Consider the following 18431-nt stretch of genomic DNA (forward strand, 5'->3'; position numbering starts at 1 on the left):
TAGCCCTTTTAACCTATCTATATTTAAAAAGCATAATTTAAAAGGCACATCACTATTGATGTGCCTTCCTTATATATTTAAAATTTCGCGAATATCTTCTTCTGTCAAGGAAGTTAAGACTTTTTCTTCCGTCTCCAAAATATCCGAAATGAGACTTCGCTTTTTTTCTTGGAGTTCGTTCATTTTTTCTTCAATCGTGCCCCTGGCAACAAGTTTTATGACTTGTACAATATTTTTTTGCCCCATACGATGGGCACGGTCCATCGCCTGTTGTTCTACCGCTGGATTCCACCAAAGATCATATAAAATGACAGTATCTGCTCCTGCCAAGTTTAATCCCGTCCCACCGGCTTTTAATGAAATGAGAAATAAATCCCGTTCTCCTTCATTGAAACGATGACAAAGTTCTACTCTTTCTTCAGAAGGTGTTTGTCCATCAAGATAGAAAAAGGTTTGGCCGCGTACCGTAAGCTCCCTACCTATTAACTCGAGCATTTTCGTAAATTGGGAGAAGATCAATACTCTTCTTCCCGATAATTTCGACTCCTCGAGAATGTGTAACAATTGCTCAAATTTTGCAGAACTTCCTTTATACCCGTCAACAAATAAGGCAGGGTGGCAACAAATTTGGCGTAATCTAGTTAAACCAGCTAAAATACGAATACGATTTTTTTGTAACGTATCTTTATCCAGATGCTTTAATGTATCGTGTCTTAGCTTTGCTAAATATGCTGTATAAAGCTTCTTTTGCTCAGGAAGTAGGTCTGATATTTCCATCGCTTCTTGTTTTTTAGGTAACTCGGCTAATACGTCTTGTTTTATACGGCGGAGTAAGAATGGGCGAACTCTTCTTGCAATTGATTTTCTAGAAAGATGACTATATTCCTCTAACCCTTTAAATAATTGTGGGAAAATAACATGATAGATAGACCATAGATCTTCTAATGAATTTTCCACTGGTGTTCCTGTAAGTCCAAATTTGTGATTCGCCTTTAGCTTTTTCACGGTACGAGCCGTTTGGGTTGCTGGATTTTTAAAAAATTGTGCCTCATCAAAAAAGATTGTATGAAAAGATTGCTCTTCATACCATTTCCGGTCATGACGAAGTAACGGGTAGGACGTTATCAGCACATCAAAGTTTTGTGCCTCTTGTTGCAATTTCATTCGTTCCGCTTTATTTCCGTCCATCACCATCGCTTGAACTTCAGGTGCAAATGTTAAAAGCTCATGGAACCAGTTATATGTTAAAGAGGATGGACAAAGGATTAAAATAGGTAGTTTCTTTTGTCGTATTTTTGAAAGCTCAGAAACAATGAACGCTATACTTTGAATTGTCTTTCCTAGCCCCATATCATCTGCTAATACGCCACCAAAACCGTAATGGGCCAATGCCTTCATCCATTTAAATCCGTTTTTTTGATAATCCCTTAACTGATCCTTCAAGCTAGAAGGTACTTCAAAATGTAATGATGATGGATGGAGTAGCTGATCGACAAATTGGCGAAAGGACTCTTCTGCAGTAAACAGTTCGCTTTCTTCTATTAGATCAAGGAATGGAAGGCCATCCATTATAGGCATATTCAATGTCGTTTCCCATTGTTCATCTTGAATCGGTGCTGCATTTAAAAACCGGCGTATCTCTTCCATTTCTTTAGTTTCAAGGGATAAAAGGGAGCCATTGGATAGGCGATAATACTTTTGCTTTACTTCAAGGGCGGCTAAAATTTCTTTAATTTCTTTGTCATTGATACCGTCCATTTCAAACTTAAATTCTAACCAATCTGTTCGTTCCTTTTGAACTTTCACCCGGATTTTCGGGAATCTATGATCACGGACAATTCGAGTTCGGACAGCTGAAGTAATATAAATTTGCGCAAGGGAATTTAGCGTAGGAAGAATATGATATAAAAATTCATATTCCAACTGTTCATTTTGCATAAAATATCCGCCTTCTGTAATCGCAAAACCGCTCTCCTCCATTATTTGAAGGATTTCTCCTTCTTTTTCTACATCTCTGACAATCATCGGCCCAATTGGACTATCACGATTTTCTAATGGTTGAATAACAACGTTTTCGTAATGAAATTCTAGCCCTGCAAGTAAACGATTTTTCAAACGATCTAAATAAAGTTTCGCAATGAGAGGTGTCTTCATGAACTTTTGAGTTAATCCGTTAGACAATTGGACATCGCCAAGTTTTTTCAAACTAGGTACAATTTTTTTAAGAAAAAAATCAATTTGATCTTCATGAATCGGGATAAATTTTTCACTAGAATTTTTCAACATTTGATATAGTTCAAATAGCCGCTCACAATCTGAACCTTCCAATTGAAAGAAAACTCCATTATTTAATACAGAATGATAGGAATTAAAGAATGTTATATGTTCAAAACCTTTTATCACTAATCGATAACCGTTCCTTTCATTTTCCTCTAATGTAAACTGAATAGAGGAAGGCCCGTTAACAATACGTAAGTCCACAAGAACATCTTCACTGACAAACTTCACAAAGGGTGTATTCATTAGTAATGGAATAAGTCCAGACCATGTAGATGGTGGAATTAATAATACTTCATTTTGAACGTTATAGTTAGCGTGATTTGGTAATGCTTCTAAGAAAGCACTTTCATCATCGACGACTTGAATAAGTTGTTGGAGAATGACATCCGGCTCTTTTAAAAAGCAGGATAAGCTAGGATTATACTTAAACTCATTCGATATCGTACTTACCTTTCCCATTTTGACATCCCGTAAAAAATCTCGAATGTTTTCTACTTTTACTTGATTAATCTCCACTTCAATTCCAATTAAATTTTCATCCATTTTCATTGAAATTCGTTGAAGTTTAAATACTAGCTCCAATACTTCCCTTTTTTCAAAATGTCGTTGATGACCACTTGTCCGTATTGTTCTTTCCTTGAAAAGTGTTATAAAGTCTTCTGTTATTCCTTGAGCATTAAAAGGTTTTCCTTGGTTGTCTGGAAGGTTCAATCTTTGCTTTTTTCGTTCATTGAGTGCGATTAAAACAGCTGCAACATGTTGACAGCAATGCTTAAAGTTCGGTAATTTTGGGCAGCTACAATCCGTTCGAATCTCGCCAGTTACATCATTTTTAACGAAGACATGAAAATCTTCCGTCCCATGAACAGTTGCTTCACAATCATTTTCGCTTATATGTTCAAATGTTACTTTCCCACTACGATAAAAAGAGTCCCCTCTTTTAAAGGAGACGGTACCACACATTTCTTTTATCATCTTTTGATTTAGTTTTATGTTCATGCTTTCCCCGCTCCTTTCCTATTAAAGGGTTCTTCTTTCTTTCTTAACATTTTAACATTAATTGAAATACCTATCGAGGGTTGTGAATTCCATGAAGTAACAAGATATTTTTGAGGAATATAAAAAACGTTTCCTACATGGAGTAAGAAACGTTTGATAGTTGTTATAGAAACTGTAAACCTTAAATAAACAAATTAACGATAAATGTAACAAATTTATTTAAACCGGGAACTTTAAATCCGAGTAAGTGTAATTGGGTAATAACAAAAGCAAGAGCAAGGATGCTTGTATAAACGATAAAACCTTTCTTATCCTTCGTTCGCATCAAATGCCGATAATCTAAAAAAGAAATCGCAGCAAATAAAAGAATTAATAAGAAAGTGTTCATTAATCACTCACTTCCTTAGTTTTTTCTTGTGTTGTATCAATAATCAATCCAGATCTTCTTACTTCAGATTCCACTTTTATATCAAATTTCACTTGATCTAAGTAATTCGATGAATCACTAATTTTCGCCCAATAGTCGGGGTAGTACCTTCTAAGGTCTCTTCCAACCCCGTATATATCTGAATTCATTTCCTTAGCAATTCGAAATTCACCTTCTAGATTCTTTTTTATAAAGTCGGTAATTTCCTTTTCAACTAATTTTGTTTGTTCCGGTTGCAGTAAATCAATACTACAAGTCTGGTCTAGTAAATTTCCTTCCAGTGTTACATCTACATTCATCGTAATCGTATTCCCATTAAGTTTAGGTTTTGCTTTACTTTGAAAATCAGTAATTTGAAAAGCAAAAACTTCATCAACTCCACCTTTAGGACACTTTCCTTCAATAATCGTATAATTTAGTTTGCTATTCATAATTTGTGTTCCTGTCGTTTCCGGTCCATAAATATATCCTTGTAATTTCCCTTGATCGAAAACGGCTACTCCATCGACTTCAAACGTTTCAACTTGCCCTCTAATTTCCTTCGGTCGAATGACATCTAGTGTCAATTCTATACCCGGAGTAGAGAGAATCGACATTAAATCCCTTAATTGAACATCTAAGGCATTAATACCTCTCATTTCTGAACCATCGATGAGATCAGCCATTGATTTTGCTGGAACACCGCCTAATTCAATTTTACTGTTTAATAAGTCCTCAGCTGTACCAGGTGTTACGGTAATTAGTGCGCCTGCTCGGCTATCCCTATCCCTCTCAAACCATGTTGTAGCGGGTGTGATTCCTTCCCTTGCCATTGCATCACCAAAAATGATGATTTGTAAATGTGCCCAGTACAGACGGCGAGGTGACAATTCGTTTAAATTACGAATTGTCCCCATAACCGATTTTCCTGTAGCCGTTACACTCCAAGTCGGCAACTCAGAACCACCTGTTGCCCCATTTTCTTTAGGTGGTGGTTTAATGACTTGGGCAGTTATTTTATATCCTTCCTCTACTTTATCAATTCCTACACCCATCACGACAGCAATCTCATTTAATTCCTTTTGATCCCAACATCCACTTAAAAAAATGACAAGAATCATGAGTAAGAAACAATTTTTGAAATTCATATTACTAATTTCTCCTATTTAGATGACGGTCTACTTTTGAACTTTCCATCCTATTTTTGTTATTATTTGATATTTCCTCTGGTCTTTCTTTCATATGGCTCCATGGCACTCTAATAAATAAATCTTTCCAATCGCCTTTATGGAATGGAACGATAGGAGCTAAATAAGGAACGCTAAATGAACGTAAAGAATTTAAATGAATTAATAGGAAAATCAATCCGAAAATTAAACCGAATGCTCCTAAAAATGAAGATAAAATTAATAATATAAATCTTATCATTCTGGCGGTAATCGCTATATTATACGAAGGAGTTGTAAAGGAACTAATCGCCGTCAGGGCAACAACAATAACGGTACCTTGACCGACAAGACCTGCATCTACAGCGGCTTGTCCTAAAACTAAACCACCGACAATAGAAATAGCGGCACCGACCGTTTTAGGTAATCGAATCCCCGCCTCCCGTAAAATCTCAAAGGTAATTTCCATGATGGCAACTTCAATCGCAATTCCAAAAGGTACCCCTTCGCGCTGTCCTGTAACTGCAATTAACAGCGGTGTCGGTATCATCTCTTGATGATACGTAAGTAAAGCGACATATAAGCCCGGTAAAATAATGGAAAGGACAAAAGCTCCTCCCCTCAATATTTTCATCAAACTAGAAATATCATATCGCTGATAGTAATCCTCATTGGAAGTTAAGAAAAGGCCAATAGTCGCGGGAACGAGTAAAACTACAGGTGTTCCATCAACGATAATTGCTATTCTACCTTCAAGTAAACCTGCCGAAATTCGATCTGGTCTTTCGGAGTTGAAAATGGTTGGAAAGGGAGAATATCTTTGTGGATCTTCAATTAACTCTTCAATATAAAGGGAATCTAAAACCGCATCGATACTAATATTATCAATACGGGAAATTACTTCTTCGACAATATTGTCTTTTGCTATCCCTTTTATATAAAGTACCGCTACAGAAGTTTTACTCTCTTTTCCAAGTTCTTTTTTGTATATTTGTAAATGAGGTGTATGGACTCTTCTGCGGATTAATCCGATATTTGTCATAATAGATTCATTAAAGCTTTCCCTAGGTCCACGTACGACTGTTTCAACAGAAGATTCTGTAACAGGTCTTCGATCTCCACCAGCTGTTTCTGCTGCATAGGCAATAGGATATCCATCAAACAAAATAATGGAATAGCCTTGCAGCAAATGTTCTAACACTTCTTTATGTTTCGTTATTTTCTTAGTCTTACTTGTCGATAAGATGATTTCTTCGTCAGCAGATACTATATCGTTTAATTGATTATTTAAAACATGAATGACATGTTGGTCCATAATTTCTTTTTCAACTAAGCTGTCGATAAATAAAATGGCCATTTTTAGATTTTCATGTTGCATGTATCTTACTGATAAATCCGAGTCTTCTCCAAATACATCTTTATATCGTTTAATATTCTCGGCTAAATCATATAATACAACTTTATTTTCCTCAGGTTCTTTAGAATGTTCAGACGATGATTGTTCGTTCTCTTTGTCATTTCTAGACATCTCTATTCCGCCCTTCTTTTCTTTACACCTGGTTTCTTCCTAAACTGACTAATAATCAATAACAAAAGAGGTAATATTAAGCCGACAAAAGTCGAATAAAAAGGATAGTAATTTTCTAAAAAGCGAAATATTCCATTAAGATCCTCTCCATTTATAAGCGAAATAATGGAGACTAGTGCTCCAACAGGAATAACTAAAATTTTGTAATCTTTTAGCTTAAACAATTGGGCTATTCCTAGCACTATCGCATATAGAAAAAGGGCAACTTTTGCGAAGGAACCAAGGGACCATAGTAAAATGCCCAATATGTCCAATCTTTGCAATGCGCCTATTTCAATATCCCTTAAAGTCAAAAATGTAGGAAAATAGAGACCTTTTGCCCTTTCTTCCCCATAAATCGCAACTACTCCCGTTATAGGACCAATAAACATGATTACAAGAATAATCATTGTAACAATGGAGTATCTTTTTAATCGCTTTGTGTTATTCACATAAGGAAAAATCATACTTAAAACAAAAATAGAGCTATATAGTGAAGTTAGTGCCAATGTTCCATCTAGAGCTGGTCCTATGGAATTTTCTAAAATCGGAAGAAAGTTCAGATAATCTTTATCCTTTTGAGTAAGAATGGTAGCAAATATTACAATTGGAATTAAAATGACGAGGATAGCCTGATTTGTTCTCGAAATAACTTCAAGCCCACAATGTACCGCATAGGCAGCAAGGATTAAAATCGCAATAAAAAAACGGCAATCGGTGTTCTTGGCGTTACTGCCGATGTATAAAATTCACCAAACCCTCTAATGGATAAACTGATTTCATGTAGGAAGTACACTAAAAATATAATGACAACTAAACTTCCTAACCATTTCCCTAAAATCAATTGACAATATTCAACCATAGAACGTCCTGGGTATCGTTGGGATAATAGAGCAACAGTAAAACCAATTAGTATGGCTGGAAAAATAGCTAATAAAAGAGAAATCCAACTATCTCGACCAGCATGGTCAATAATGACAGGAATAAACAACAGGTGACCCGTCACGGTAATACTTGATATCCCTAGCATTAAGGCTTGTATCTTGGTTATATAGGTCTTTTCCATGTAGACACCTCAATACTCTTGGAAGTTTAAACTATACTAGTTATAGACATTCCATTTTCCCTTTAATCATCCATTAAGAAGGTAATTTCAGACAGTTTTTGGGCAAAAAGAAAAAGACCATAATGGATGGTCTTGTATAAATCGCGTTTTCAAATGTTTATCAACTTTACCAACTTTCAAGTTCGGAAAGTAGTACGCCCTTTGTCGATAAGGGCATTTCGTTTTTATGATGAAAACCTTTGTCTGTTCGTATCACTTTATCCATAAATGAAAATTTAAATATTTTATGAAACTCACCATTTAAAGTAAAAATATACGGCATTTTCTTCTGGAACCGAAATCATGGAAAATTGGGTAGGATAATCTCCATCTTGTTGAATTGTCTCTTTAAGAATTGAAAAGCCGATTGTGTCATTAAAATAATCTTTATTTTTTAATAATAAGTTATAAGCCTTTTTATACCGATCACTACCAAAACCTTCTACTTCCTCGTAATTTTTAGATTTATTTTCCGATAAAGGAAAGTTCGTTAAGACCATAAAATTTTCTTTTACTGAATCGATATCTAAGTTTTCTCTTCCCGGTTCTACAATATATGAATTTTGCTTTTTCCCAGCAATTAAACTATGAACACTATAATTCGGAACGTTAACAATCGTTTTTTCATTTAAATAATCCTTTAATTGGGAGACATCGGTTTTCTCTGCTAAAACTTCTTCAAATAATCTCATGATATGAACGCAATTTTTTCCCCTTCGATATTTTCCTTCTTCATTCGGTTGAACCATTAATAAATTGACAAAAGTTCCGTTACGATTTACGCCAAATGCCGGTAGAAATTGGCCGTCTTCCTGTTGTAATACGACAAACTGGTTATCCCCTTTTAATACAATTTTTATTGGCCTTTTGGAAATATCAAAATTCATCCCAATAAAAGTATTACTTGAATAAATTACAAAGCTTGTACACATTTATAATCCCATACTTTCTTTTTTCTTAAATAGTTCAATAGTTTAATGGATAAATCCTCTTAATTTTTTACCTTTGTCCTCTAAATTCTTGTTAAAATTAAAAAGCGCTTAAATTATTATTCAATACTACTAATAATTTAAATGCTTTATTATATTGCTGTCTTTTAACTTAGTTTTCGGTTATCCATTTCTACCTCAATGTTCAATAGTGAATCGATGAAAGGCTTTTTCTTCTTTGGAAAGAGTACAAAAATGTTGTTGAAAACGATGTATATTACGTAAAAGGTAATACAAATCTTTATATAAGAATAACTATCAAAATTACTGTCATACATTAAATTACAGATATATACAAAAAAGAATAATGGTATAATACCAGTTCTTAAAAACCATCTCATAAATAATTTAAACCATCTGTCACTATTAACTTTTAAACCTACTATTTTATAGCCTACCGTTTTTTTGAACGTCAGGTTGATGCCGATAGATGGTATTATCGTTAGAATGTAAAAAGGAATCAAAAAGAGACAATATACTACCAATAAAATCGTATTGAGGATTTCACCGTTCGCATCATAAGAAAAAGGTAGTAAAAGTAATGCGACAATTCCTAATACTGCCATTGTCCCAAAGGAAAATATAAGACTTGCGATTATTATTACTAACGTATCGATGAAATAAGCTAATACTCTTTTTCCCATTCATTTACCCCCAGGAAATAAACGTTATAACGTCATTCTTATGTGATTATAACGGATAAGTTTCAGATTGCAAGGAGATTAGGAAAGTAAAAAGAAATTAGTATTTATATAGAAAAAACGGCGAATTAATCGCCGCTTCCACTCTCTTCAACAAACTTAGTATCTTGAAAACCTTCTAAATATTTCTGTTCTTCTTCCTCCGTTAATAAACGGGTTGCCATCCCAATAGAACCGCCTTGCAATTTCCAAATGGCGTTGTGATGCTCTACTGCGTTTTTAAAATTTCCTTCTTTCCATTCAGTTAAAATTTCACGATACAAATTTTCATTTTCATAATTTCCGTTTTCTAACATTTTTAATAAGGCATTAATGGTTGACTCTTTCATTTCGATAAATCCCCACTTTTGGGATGCATGGACTTTTTGATGGGACATTTCATGCAACATTTGTTGGAATACCTTTTCATCGAGGAAACCACCCATGGCTGCTTCTTTTTCCAGGTTCGTTTTTCCTTCTGTATCTGTAGAAAGGGCTGTATCAACGGATTTTTGAATAACCTCATCCTTAACAGTCTTCGTATTTACTTGAGCTTCTCCTTTTGAAACCCAATAAATAAAACCTAATCCCCCTACTACTACTACAAAAGTCGCAACGACAAAAGAGATAAGAAAATCTTTTTTCGTCATTGTTTAAAACACCTTTCTTCCCCCATTAAACTGTAAAATGTTAAGAATAAATTATCCGTATAATTAAATTAATTTTAATATTTTGGATAAGAAATTCAAGTTTATTTATTCTGATTGGGCTCATAAATGGGAATGATAAAATTTCATATTATAAATATCTATGTTCCATGTAATTCTATTATTCTCATTTATTAATAGAAGGATTAATTCATATGATTTTTTAAAAAGTTGCTTATAACCTTTACATATTCTGATTTTGGATAGGCGTTATACAACTCACTTGATAATCGAATCGGATCACCAAAAAAATACCGTTCGTATTGAGTTTGCCTTGTTCCAAAGGAGCTCATTGTTAAATCCCAGGCTAAGCGGAATATTTTAACCCGTTCCTCCGCTGGCTTTGTTGCCCCTTGTAAATACCGATCTAAATCCGTTCTAATCGTCGAATGGAATGCTTTTTCCGTCGGTAAAGTAATCATGCCACTTGCACCGATTTGTTGAATAATTTCAGTAAATCGGGAGTAAATTTTCGGAAATAGATTTCCGGCTACCATTAGCGTATTAATATCAGGACGCATATATCCCCATTCATCTAATGAAGCGTGATTTTCAGCCTTTTCAAGTAACGCTCTCATTGTCTCGAGTCCAATGATGATTTCTGACATTTTCTCATGAATATGTTGATATTCACTAACATTAATCGTTTCGATTAATAACTCCGCAACACCCAAAATGAATTCCAATTTTACAATTTGTCTAACCATTACTTGATGCTTGGCAAATGGATGAAAGGAACTTTTAATGATAAAGTCTTCAGCTACTTCGTCATTGTTATAGTAAAATACTCGATTCCATGGAACTAATACATTATCAAAGACTACAATGGAGTCCATTTCCTCATATCGTGAACTTAATGGATGATCAAAAGCAGATTGACCACCAATAAATGTATCTCTACAAATAAACTTTAAACCTTTTGTATTCGATGGAATCGAAAAAGCAAATGCTTCATCTTCGTTAAACAAAAATTTCCCGACACTAAAAACTAATAACTCATCAGTTAAGCCACCTTGTGTTGCTAGAACCCGGGCCCCTTTAATAATGATGCCTTCTTCATTTTTACCAATAACCTTCGCTGCAATTGGTTCCTCTGAATTTTCAATATAAATTTGAGAACGATTCACTTGCGGTGCAACAAATGTATGGGCTAACGATAAGTCATTTTCCCGCGCTAATTCATAAAACGCTTGGAGATTATTTGGAAAACTGTTACTTTTATTTTTTAAAAGGGAAACAGATGAGGCAAAACTCATTAATACTGTATTTAAATAGTCGGGGCTTCTCCCCATAATCCCTCCCGTATGTCGTGCCCAATGTTCAAACATCTTTCTTCTTCTTATTAAATCCTCTTTTGTTTTCGGTTGTAAAAAAGAAAGGCCTACAGGGTTACCTGATGTAGGGGAGGTATACGTCATTTCATCTTTTATTTTCGGATCATGCTGTAAATCATAGAGAGCCGCTTTTGTTTGGATAATACCTTTGAAGGCGGGATGCTCTGATAGTAATCCTTCAACTTTTTCACCGTCATACCAAATCTCCGGTTTTAGCTGATTCAGTCTGTTAATAAAATCCTTTCCATTAACAGCACCCATACTTTAACACTCCTTAAATTTGATGACATTCCATAAAACATTTATTCTGTAAAAGGCTTTCTATTATATGAAACAAAACATTTATTTATATCTTATTGTAAAAAAAGCGGTTTAGTACTTGGGAAAAGGAAGAAATTTATTTTTAACTATCGAATTAAAAATTGGCAATTGTAGGGTAAAGTCTTTAAAGCTATACTTAACCTAATCAAACTAACAGTAATTACCATGAATTTAAGGAGAGTTATTTTGAAAAAAAGTATTGTAATCGTTAGTACACTATACGGAATTGGATTAATACTTTCTCTTTGGCTATATAATCACAAGCCCATTTTCATTGAGGATGTCGGTCAGTTACTACCTACGAAGGTAAAAGAAATACATAGTGCGACAAGTGAAGCAGAACTGCAAAGTTTGGTAAAGGAATCGATTAATAACAATGAGAAAATTTCTGTTGCTGGCATGCAACATAGTCAGGGAGGACAAACATACTATCCTAACGGTGTAGTGATCGATATGAAGAAATATAATAAAATCCTTGACTATAACCCTCATGAGAAAATGATTACAGTTCAAAGTGGGACTACATGGGAAGATATTCAACAGAAAATTAATCCTGATCACCTTGCGATTCGTGTAATGCAATCACAAAATATTTTTACGGTTGGAGGATCTATAAGTGTCAATGCCCATGGGAGAGATATTCGATATGGTTCGCTTATTGATACTGTTGAATCTTTCCGACTCCTTACTCCTCAAGGAGATATTATCAATGTCAGTCGAACAGAAAATAGTAACCTTTTCCCTCTAGTAATAGGGGGTTATGGTCTATTTGGTATCATTTTAGATGTCACAATGCATTTAACCGATGACGAACTCTATCAAATTCGTTCAAGATCAATCGATTATCAGGATTATCCTGATTATTTCATTCATGATGTCAAAAATAATGAAAATATCCGAATGCACATTGCTAGATTATCCGTAGCTCCAGATTCATTTCTACGTGATATGTATGTCACGGATTATGAATTAGCTGAAAATCAAAATAACTTAGCCAATTACTCTGAGTTAAAAAGAGATACACTTGCTGCACCTCAAAAATTCATGCTTGGACTTTCACGTTACAGTGATTGGGGAAAGAACCTACTTTGGGATATGCAAAACAAGTTATATGTTGGCCAAGATGGGAACTACATTACACGTAACAATGCGATGCGAGGGGACAGTAAATTTATGGAGTATGACAACCCAAGCAAAACTGAAATTTTACAAGAATACTTTGTCCCAATTGATGAGTTCTCTATGTATCTAGATGATTTACGGTCAATGCTTGAAAAAGAAGAACTAAATCTATTAAATATTACGGTTCGTTATGTAAATGAAGATAATGAGGCGGTATTATCCTATGCAAAAGAAGATATGTTTGCACTTGTTTTACTAATTAACCAAGGTAAAAGCAAAAAGGAAATTGAAAAAACCAATAAGGTTATCCAGAAAATGATTGATGTTACCTTACAACACGATGGCTCCTACTATTTGCCTTACTATTCTTATCCTACCCAAGCGCAAATGGATGAAGCCTATCCGAAGAACAAAGAGTTTTTCGAACAAAAGAAACAGTTTGACATGAATGAATTATTTATGAATCTATTTTACAAGGAGTACAGTCAATGAATTTCCGTAAGTTTTTAATTGCCCAAAGCATTCTAATTGCAGCAAGTAGTGTAGTCTTTCCATTTTATTTATTATTGATTAAAAATGTTGGAGATAGCTACTCTCAATTTGGTTGGGCCTATGGATTGTTTACTTTAACCGCAGCGCTTACCTATCCAATCATCGGCCGACTAGGTGATAGGTATGGTGATAAGAAAATGCTACTTATTTACACACTAGGCACGGCTGCCGTAATGTTGCTTATACCACTTCTGTACGAGGTATGGCAAGTTTATATGATACAGATCATGATGGGAATCCTCGGTGCAATTCAAAAAAATACAGAAAAAGCCTTTTTGGCTAGAAATAATGATAATGAAACTGCAGGTGAACGAATTGGTAAATACCATTTACAGATTTCATTGTGGAGCGGTTTAGGGATTATTCTTACTGGTTACTTAATTGATTTCTTAACCATTGCAAGTCTATTCTATTTAATTTCTTTTGTTTATATCATAGCCTCTTTCGTCATTATTAAGCGGGAGAGGATTTGAAACAGTTCTAATTTTCATCGTTCACAAGGATTATACTAATGGTTTGGGTCTTTCCGAATACTCTTGATAGGATATAATTTTAAGACGTGCTAGAGAGTCTGGACCTTTAAACCATTGGTATAATGCTTAGAAAATAAAAAGGATAAAAGACAAATAAATCGATTTCAACATAAATAAGGGATTGTAAAACCTTCGTATAGAAAATCCTTTTTCCTAGAAGCTTACCTTTACCGTATTCTTCATTTCTTTTTAAAATAATTCTTTTAACTAAAATAACTTATCTATTTTTATTAATAATTGTAAGTAACAATTCTCTTGTTTTTTCAAAACTGATAAGTTCTCTATGAAAGTTTGAATAATTAGCTAATGAATCTTTTAAAAAGTAATAGTTCGGGTAAAGTGAAAAAAAGTCTTTATGTAGAATTTGCCTTTGATATTTAGGAATTTTCTTATTTGCTAGTACATAAGTAGAACTTCCCGCAATAAACATACAAAATTCATTAAAATCAGCAGCCAACCAATTCTCTTCATCGATAATACCCACGAAATCTTTTTCAATTAGTTCAATATCTTCGTATGGGAATCCATTCGATAATTCTGTATGGTAAAGAATTTCTAGTTTACTCAATAAATCACTTTGCATGTCTTCCCATCCTATCTCTTTAAGCTTTTCAACTATCTCCTCTAAAAGCTGCATATTTTCATTATAAGACAAGCCTTCCTTCATTAAGGAGTAAAACTTGTTATTTTTATTTGAAATTACGTCTAGATCATATTTATCGGTTTACTTAAGAGAAAAGGATTTATGCCTTACCTCTTCCCGATTTCCAAGTGTTTAAAGACAAGGTACACACACAATTTTATGTACACGATATTTTGCTCGGAAGCCTTTTTAAAACAAATAAAAAACGTTTCTTACATAATGTAAGAAACGTTACTTTTACTGCTTTCTCAGTAGCAGTATGATACCGGTGGTCGGGGTCGAACCGACACTCCGTGATGGAACACGATTTTGAGTCGTGCGCGTCTGCCAATTCCGCCACACCGGCATATTAAAAAAAGATAAAAAAAAGATCGGTCATACCGATTAAAATTTTGGAGGCGGCAACCGGATTCGAACCGGTGATAAGGGTGTTGCAGACCCGTGCCTTACCACTTGGCTATGCCGCCATAACTTTTTGGAGCGGAAGACGGGGTTCGAACCCGCGACCCCCACCTTGGCAAGGTGGTGTTCTACCGCTGAACTACTTCCGCAAAATGGCTGGGGTACCAGGATTCGAACCTGGGCATGACGGAATCAAAATCCGTTGCCTTACCGCTTGGCTATACCCCAAAAATATAATGTAGATAGTAATTCTAAGTTTATATGGGGCGACTGATGGGAATCGAACCCACGAATGCCGGAACCACAATCCGGTGCGTTAACCACTTCGCCACAATCGCCATAATTATATTTATGTTCAATTTCTTTATTTTAAAACTTAGAATGGGGCGACTGATGGGAATCGAACCCACGAATGCCGGAACCACAATCCGGTGCGTTAACCACTTCGCCACAATCGCCGTAATAACTAGTTTTAAATTAAAAAATTGGCAGGGGCAGTAGGAATCGAACCCACACCAAAGGTTTTGGAGACCTCTATTCTACCGTTGAACTATGCCCCTATTTTTTTGAAATGGTGGAGGGGGACGGATTCGAACCGCCGAACCCGAAGGAGCGGATTTACAGTCCGCCGCGTTTAGCCACTTCGCTACCCCTCCGAAGAATGGTGCCGGCGAAAGGACTTGAACCCTCAACCTACTGATTACAAGTCAGTTGCTCTACCAATTGAGCTACACCGGCAACATATCTACATGGTGGGTCAGGACGGAATCGAACCGCCGACACTTAGAGCTTCAATCTAATGCTCTACCAACTGAGCTACTGACCCATGTTTTTATTTAAAATGGCGGTCCCGACCGGGATCGAACCGGCGATCTCCTGCGTGACAGGCAGGCATGTTAACCGCTACACCACGGGACCATTTGGTTGCGGGGACAGGATTTGAACCTGTGACCTTCGGGTTATGAGCCCGACGAGCTACCGAACTGCTCCACCCCGCGATAATATTATTATTTTGTTACTTTCATTATACCATAAATTAAATATGGTGGAGGATGACGGGCTCGAACCGCCGACCCCCTGCTTGTAAGGCAGGTGCTCTCCCAGCTGAGCTAATCCTCCAACTGGATTTATAAAATTCAAATGGTGACCCGTACGGGATTCGAACCCGTGTTACCGCCGTGAAAGGGCGGTGTCTTAACCACTTGACCAACGGGCCAATCAATAAGTAATATGGCGGAGAGTAAGGGATTTGAACCCTTGAGACAGTGTTACCCGCCTACACGATTTCCAATCGTGCTCCTTCGGCCTCTCGGACAACTCTCCAAGAAGTATGGCTCCGAAGGTAGGACTCGAACCTACGACCAACCGGTTAACAGCCGGTTGCTCTACCACTGAGCTACTTCGGAATATTTAGATAGCCGCCTAGCAACGTCCTACTCTCGCAGGGGGAAGCCCCCAACTACCATCGGCGCTAAAGAGCTTAACTTCCGTGTTCGGTATGGGAACGGGTGTGACCTCTTTGCCATCATCACTAGACTTAAAACCGAAAGACAAGTATTATTATACCATATTTGAAAGCAATTACAATACTTTTTTTATATTTTTTTGCTTCAAATTTATTATTCTTTCAAAACTGGATAAAGACATTGAATGCATTCAAGATTTGGTTAAGTCCTCGATCGATTAGTATTCGTCAGCTCCATGTGTCACCACACTTCCACCTCGAACCTATCTACCTCATCGTCTTTGAGGGATCTTACTTACTTGCGTAATGGGAAATCTCATCTTGAGGGGGGCTTCATGCTTAGATGCTTTCAGCACTTATCCCGTCCACACATAGCTACCCAGCGATGCCTTTGGCAAGACAACTGGTACACCAGCGGTGTGTCCATCCCGGTCCTCTCGTACTAAGGACAGCTCCTCTCAAATTTCCTACGCCCACGACGGATAGGGACCGAACTGTCTCACGACGTTCTGAACCCAGCTCGCGTACCGCTTTAATGGGCGAACAGCCCAACCCTTGGGACCGACTACAGCCCCAGGATGCGATGAGCCGACATCGAGGTGCCAAACCTCCCCGTCGATGTGGACTCTTGGGGGAGATAAGCCTGTTATCCCCGGGGTAGCTTTTATCCGTTGAGCGATGGCCCTTCCATGCGGAACCACCGGATCACTAAGCCCGTCTTTCGACCCTGCTCGACTTGTAGGTCTCGCAGTCAAGCTCCCTTGTGCCTTTACACTCTACGAATGATTTCCAACCATTCTGAGGGAACCTTTGGGCGCCTCCGTTACCTTTTAGGAGGCGACCGCCCCAGTCAAACTGTCCACCTGACACTGTCTCCTACCCCGCTAAGGGGTATGGGTTAGAATTTCAACACAACCAGGGTAGTATCCCACCGACGCCTCCCTCGAAGCTGGCGCTCCGAGTTCTCTGGCTCCTACCTATCCTGTACAAGTTGTGCCAAAATTCAATATCAGGCTACAGTAAAGCTCCACGGGGTCTTTCCGTCCTGTCGCGGGTAACCTGCATCTTCACAGGTACTATAATTTCACCGAGTCTCTCGTTGAGACAGTGCCCAGATCGTTACGCCTTTCGTGCGGGTCGGAACTTACCCGACAAGGAATTTCGCTACCTTAGGACCGTTATAGTTACGGCCGCCGTTTACTGGGGCTTCAATTCAGAGCTTCGCTTACGCTAACCCCTCCTCTTAACCTTCCAGCACCGGGCAGGCGTCAGCCCCTATACGTCACCTTACGGTTTTGCAGAGACCTGTGTTTTTGCTAAACAGTCGCCTGGGCCTATTCACTGCGGCTCTCTCACGAGAGCACCCCTTCTCCCGAAGTTACGGGGTCATTTTGCCGAGTTCCTTAACGAGAGTTCTCTCGCACACCTTAGGATTCTCTCCTCGACTACCTGTGTCGGTTTGCGGTACGGGCACCTCCCGCCTCGCTAGAGGCTTTTCTTGGCAGCGTGAAATCAGGTACTTCGCTCATAAGAGCTCCCCATCACAGCTTGGCGTATTAGGAAGCGGATTTGCCTACTTCCACGCCTTACTGCTTGGGCGCGCATATCCAACAGCGCGCTTACCTTATCCTACTGCGTCCCCCCATTACTCAAACGGCGGGGAGGTGGTACAGGAATATCAACCTGTTGTCCATCGTCTACGCCTATCGGCCTCGACTTAGGTCCCGACTAACCCTGAGCGGACGAGCCTTCCTCAGGAAACCTTAGTCATACGGTGGATGGGATTCTCACCCATCTTTCGCTACTCATACCGGCATTCTCACTTCTAAGCGCTCCACCAGTCCTTCCGGTCTGACTTCAACGCCCTTAGAACGCTCTCCTACCACGGACATCAAAGATGTCCATCCACAGCTTCGGTGAATCGTTTAGCCCCGATACATTTTCGGCGCAGCGTCACTCGACCAGTGAGCTATTACGCACTCTTTAAATGATGGCTGCTTCTAAGCCAACATCCTGGTTGTCTAAGCAACGCCACATCCTTTTCCACTTAACGATTACTTTGGGACCTTAGCTGGTGGTCTGGGCTGTTTCCCTTTTGACTACGGATCTTATCACTCGCAGTCTGACTCCCGTGTATAAATATCTGGCATTCGGAGTTTG

General features: G+C 37.6%; 11 protein-coding genes, 16 tRNA genes, 2 rRNA genes and 1 pseudogene (1 of these 30 cut by a window edge). 2 read left to right on the forward strand and 28 right to left on the reverse strand.

From position 1 onward, the window contains the following. Window positions 1-69: 69 nt before the first annotated feature. From MHH69_RS14845 to hpaB, 9 genes and pseudogenes are all read right to left on the reverse strand, one after another. Entirely contained in the window at window positions 70-3279 is a 3210-nt protein-coding gene (locus tag MHH69_RS14845) for a DEAD/DEAH box helicase (RefSeq protein WP_341362629.1), read from the reverse strand. Window positions 3280-3460: 181 nt separating this feature from the next. Continuing rightward, complete coding sequence (locus MHH69_RS14850; protein ID WP_341362630.1) at window positions 3461-3667, reverse strand: hypothetical protein; 207 nt, start codon at window positions 3665-3667, stop codon at window positions 3461-3463. Further along, the gene (locus tag MHH69_RS14855; RefSeq protein WP_122972888.1) at window positions 3667-4833 is read right to left on the reverse strand and encodes a Ger(x)C family spore germination protein; all 1167 of its coding nucleotides are present in this window, start codon (window positions 4831-4833) and stop codon (window positions 3667-3669) included. The genes MHH69_RS14850 and MHH69_RS14855 overlap by 1 nt, the downstream gene beginning before the upstream one ends. A gap of 4 nt (window positions 4834-4837) precedes the next feature. After that, window positions 4838-6379 (reverse strand): spore germination protein, encoded by a 1542-nt coding sequence (locus MHH69_RS14860; protein WP_341362631.1) that lies wholly within the window; start codon window positions 6377-6379, stop codon window positions 4838-4840. A gap of 2 nt (window positions 6380-6381) precedes the next feature. After that, a pseudogene (locus tag MHH69_RS14865) lies at window positions 6382-7484 on the reverse strand (GerAB/ArcD/ProY family transporter). A gap of 293 nt (window positions 7485-7777) precedes the next feature. Next, the gene (locus MHH69_RS14875) at window positions 7778-8455 is read right to left on the reverse strand and encodes a linear amide C-N hydrolase (protein WP_341362633.1); all 678 of its coding nucleotides are present in this window, start codon (window positions 8453-8455) and stop codon (window positions 7778-7780) included. Window positions 8456-8619: 164 nt separating this feature from the next. Beyond that, the gene (locus MHH69_RS14880) at window positions 8620-9156 is read right to left on the reverse strand and encodes an RDD family protein (RefSeq protein WP_122972885.1); all 537 of its coding nucleotides are present in this window, start codon (window positions 9154-9156) and stop codon (window positions 8620-8622) included. A 125-nt stretch (window positions 9157-9281) separates the two neighbouring features. Further along, the gene (locus MHH69_RS14885; protein ID WP_122972884.1) at window positions 9282-9842 is read right to left on the reverse strand and encodes a DUF6241 domain-containing protein; all 561 of its coding nucleotides are present in this window, start codon (window positions 9840-9842) and stop codon (window positions 9282-9284) included. Between the two features lie 203 nt (window positions 9843-10045). Further along, entirely contained in the window at window positions 10046-11494 is a 1449-nt protein-coding gene (gene hpaB / locus MHH69_RS14890; RefSeq protein WP_122972883.1) for a 4-hydroxyphenylacetate 3-monooxygenase, oxygenase component, read from the reverse strand. A 243-nt stretch (window positions 11495-11737) separates the two neighbouring features. Here hpaB and MHH69_RS14895 point away from each other — a divergent pair, with 243 nt between their 5' ends. Together MHH69_RS14895 and MHH69_RS14900 are read left to right on the forward strand one after the other, a co-directional pair. Next, the gene (locus MHH69_RS14895) at window positions 11738-13168 is read left to right on the forward strand and encodes an FAD-binding oxidoreductase (protein ID WP_341362984.1); all 1431 of its coding nucleotides are present in this window, start codon (window positions 11738-11740) and stop codon (window positions 13166-13168) included. Then, window positions 13165-13701, forward strand: coding sequence for an MFS transporter (locus MHH69_RS14900; RefSeq protein WP_122972881.1), 537 nt, complete (start codon window positions 13165-13167; stop codon window positions 13699-13701). The genes MHH69_RS14895 and MHH69_RS14900 overlap by 4 nt, the downstream gene beginning before the upstream one ends. Window positions 13702-13978: 277 nt before the next feature. Here the strand turns inward: MHH69_RS14900 and MHH69_RS14905 are convergent, their stop codons facing one another. The 19 genes from MHH69_RS14905 to MHH69_RS14995 form a co-directional block, all read right to left on the reverse strand. Continuing rightward, window positions 13979-14416 (reverse strand): YxiJ family protein, encoded by a 438-nt coding sequence (locus tag MHH69_RS14905; protein WP_341362634.1) that lies wholly within the window; start codon window positions 14414-14416, stop codon window positions 13979-13981. A gap of 251 nt (window positions 14417-14667) precedes the next feature. Beyond that, a tRNA-Leu gene (locus tag MHH69_RS14910) sits at window positions 14668-14750 on the reverse strand. A 47-nt stretch (window positions 14751-14797) separates the two neighbouring features. Beyond that, window positions 14798-14871 (reverse strand) — tRNA-Cys (locus MHH69_RS14915). 9 nt (window positions 14872-14880) lie between these two features. After that, window positions 14881-14955, reverse strand: a tRNA-Gly gene (locus tag MHH69_RS14920). 4 nt (window positions 14956-14959) lie between these two features. Next, window positions 14960-15034 (reverse strand) — tRNA-Gln (locus MHH69_RS14925). Between the two features lie 34 nt (window positions 15035-15068). Continuing rightward, window positions 15069-15144: transfer RNA gene (locus MHH69_RS14930), tRNA-His, on the reverse strand. Window positions 15145-15188: 44 nt separating this feature from the next. Continuing rightward, window positions 15189-15264 (reverse strand) — tRNA-His (locus MHH69_RS14935). A gap of 28 nt (window positions 15265-15292) precedes the next feature. Then, window positions 15293-15366: transfer RNA gene (locus tag MHH69_RS14940), tRNA-Trp, on the reverse strand. A gap of 12 nt (window positions 15367-15378) precedes the next feature. Beyond that, a tRNA-Tyr gene (locus MHH69_RS14945) sits at window positions 15379-15462 on the reverse strand. Between the two features lie 6 nt (window positions 15463-15468). Further along, window positions 15469-15544, reverse strand: a tRNA-Thr gene (locus tag MHH69_RS14950). Window positions 15545-15556: 12 nt separating this feature from the next. Continuing rightward, window positions 15557-15632: transfer RNA gene (locus MHH69_RS14955), tRNA-Phe, on the reverse strand. 16 nt (window positions 15633-15648) lie between these two features. Then, a tRNA-Asp gene (locus MHH69_RS14960) sits at window positions 15649-15724 on the reverse strand. Window positions 15725-15727: 3 nt separating this feature from the next. After that, window positions 15728-15804 (reverse strand) — tRNA-Met (locus MHH69_RS14965). Window positions 15805-15849: 45 nt separating this feature from the next. After that, a tRNA-Val gene (locus MHH69_RS14970) sits at window positions 15850-15925 on the reverse strand. Window positions 15926-15947: 22 nt separating this feature from the next. Further along, a tRNA-Glu gene (locus MHH69_RS14975) sits at window positions 15948-16022 on the reverse strand. A gap of 15 nt (window positions 16023-16037) precedes the next feature. Next, window positions 16038-16129 (reverse strand) — tRNA-Ser (locus MHH69_RS14980). 8 nt (window positions 16130-16137) lie between these two features. After that, window positions 16138-16212, reverse strand: a tRNA-Asn gene (locus MHH69_RS14985). A gap of 14 nt (window positions 16213-16226) precedes the next feature. Then, window positions 16227-16342, reverse strand: a 5S ribosomal RNA gene (gene rrf, locus MHH69_RS14990). A gap of 127 nt (window positions 16343-16469) precedes the next feature. Beyond that, a 23S ribosomal RNA gene (locus MHH69_RS14995) occupies window positions 16470-18431 on the reverse strand (it continues 956 nt past the right edge of the window).

It is taken from the genome of Ureibacillus sp. FSL E2-3493 (assembly GCF_038077515.1).
Taxonomy (GTDB): domain Bacteria; phylum Bacillota; class Bacilli; order Bacillales_A; family Planococcaceae; genus Ureibacillus; species Ureibacillus halotolerans.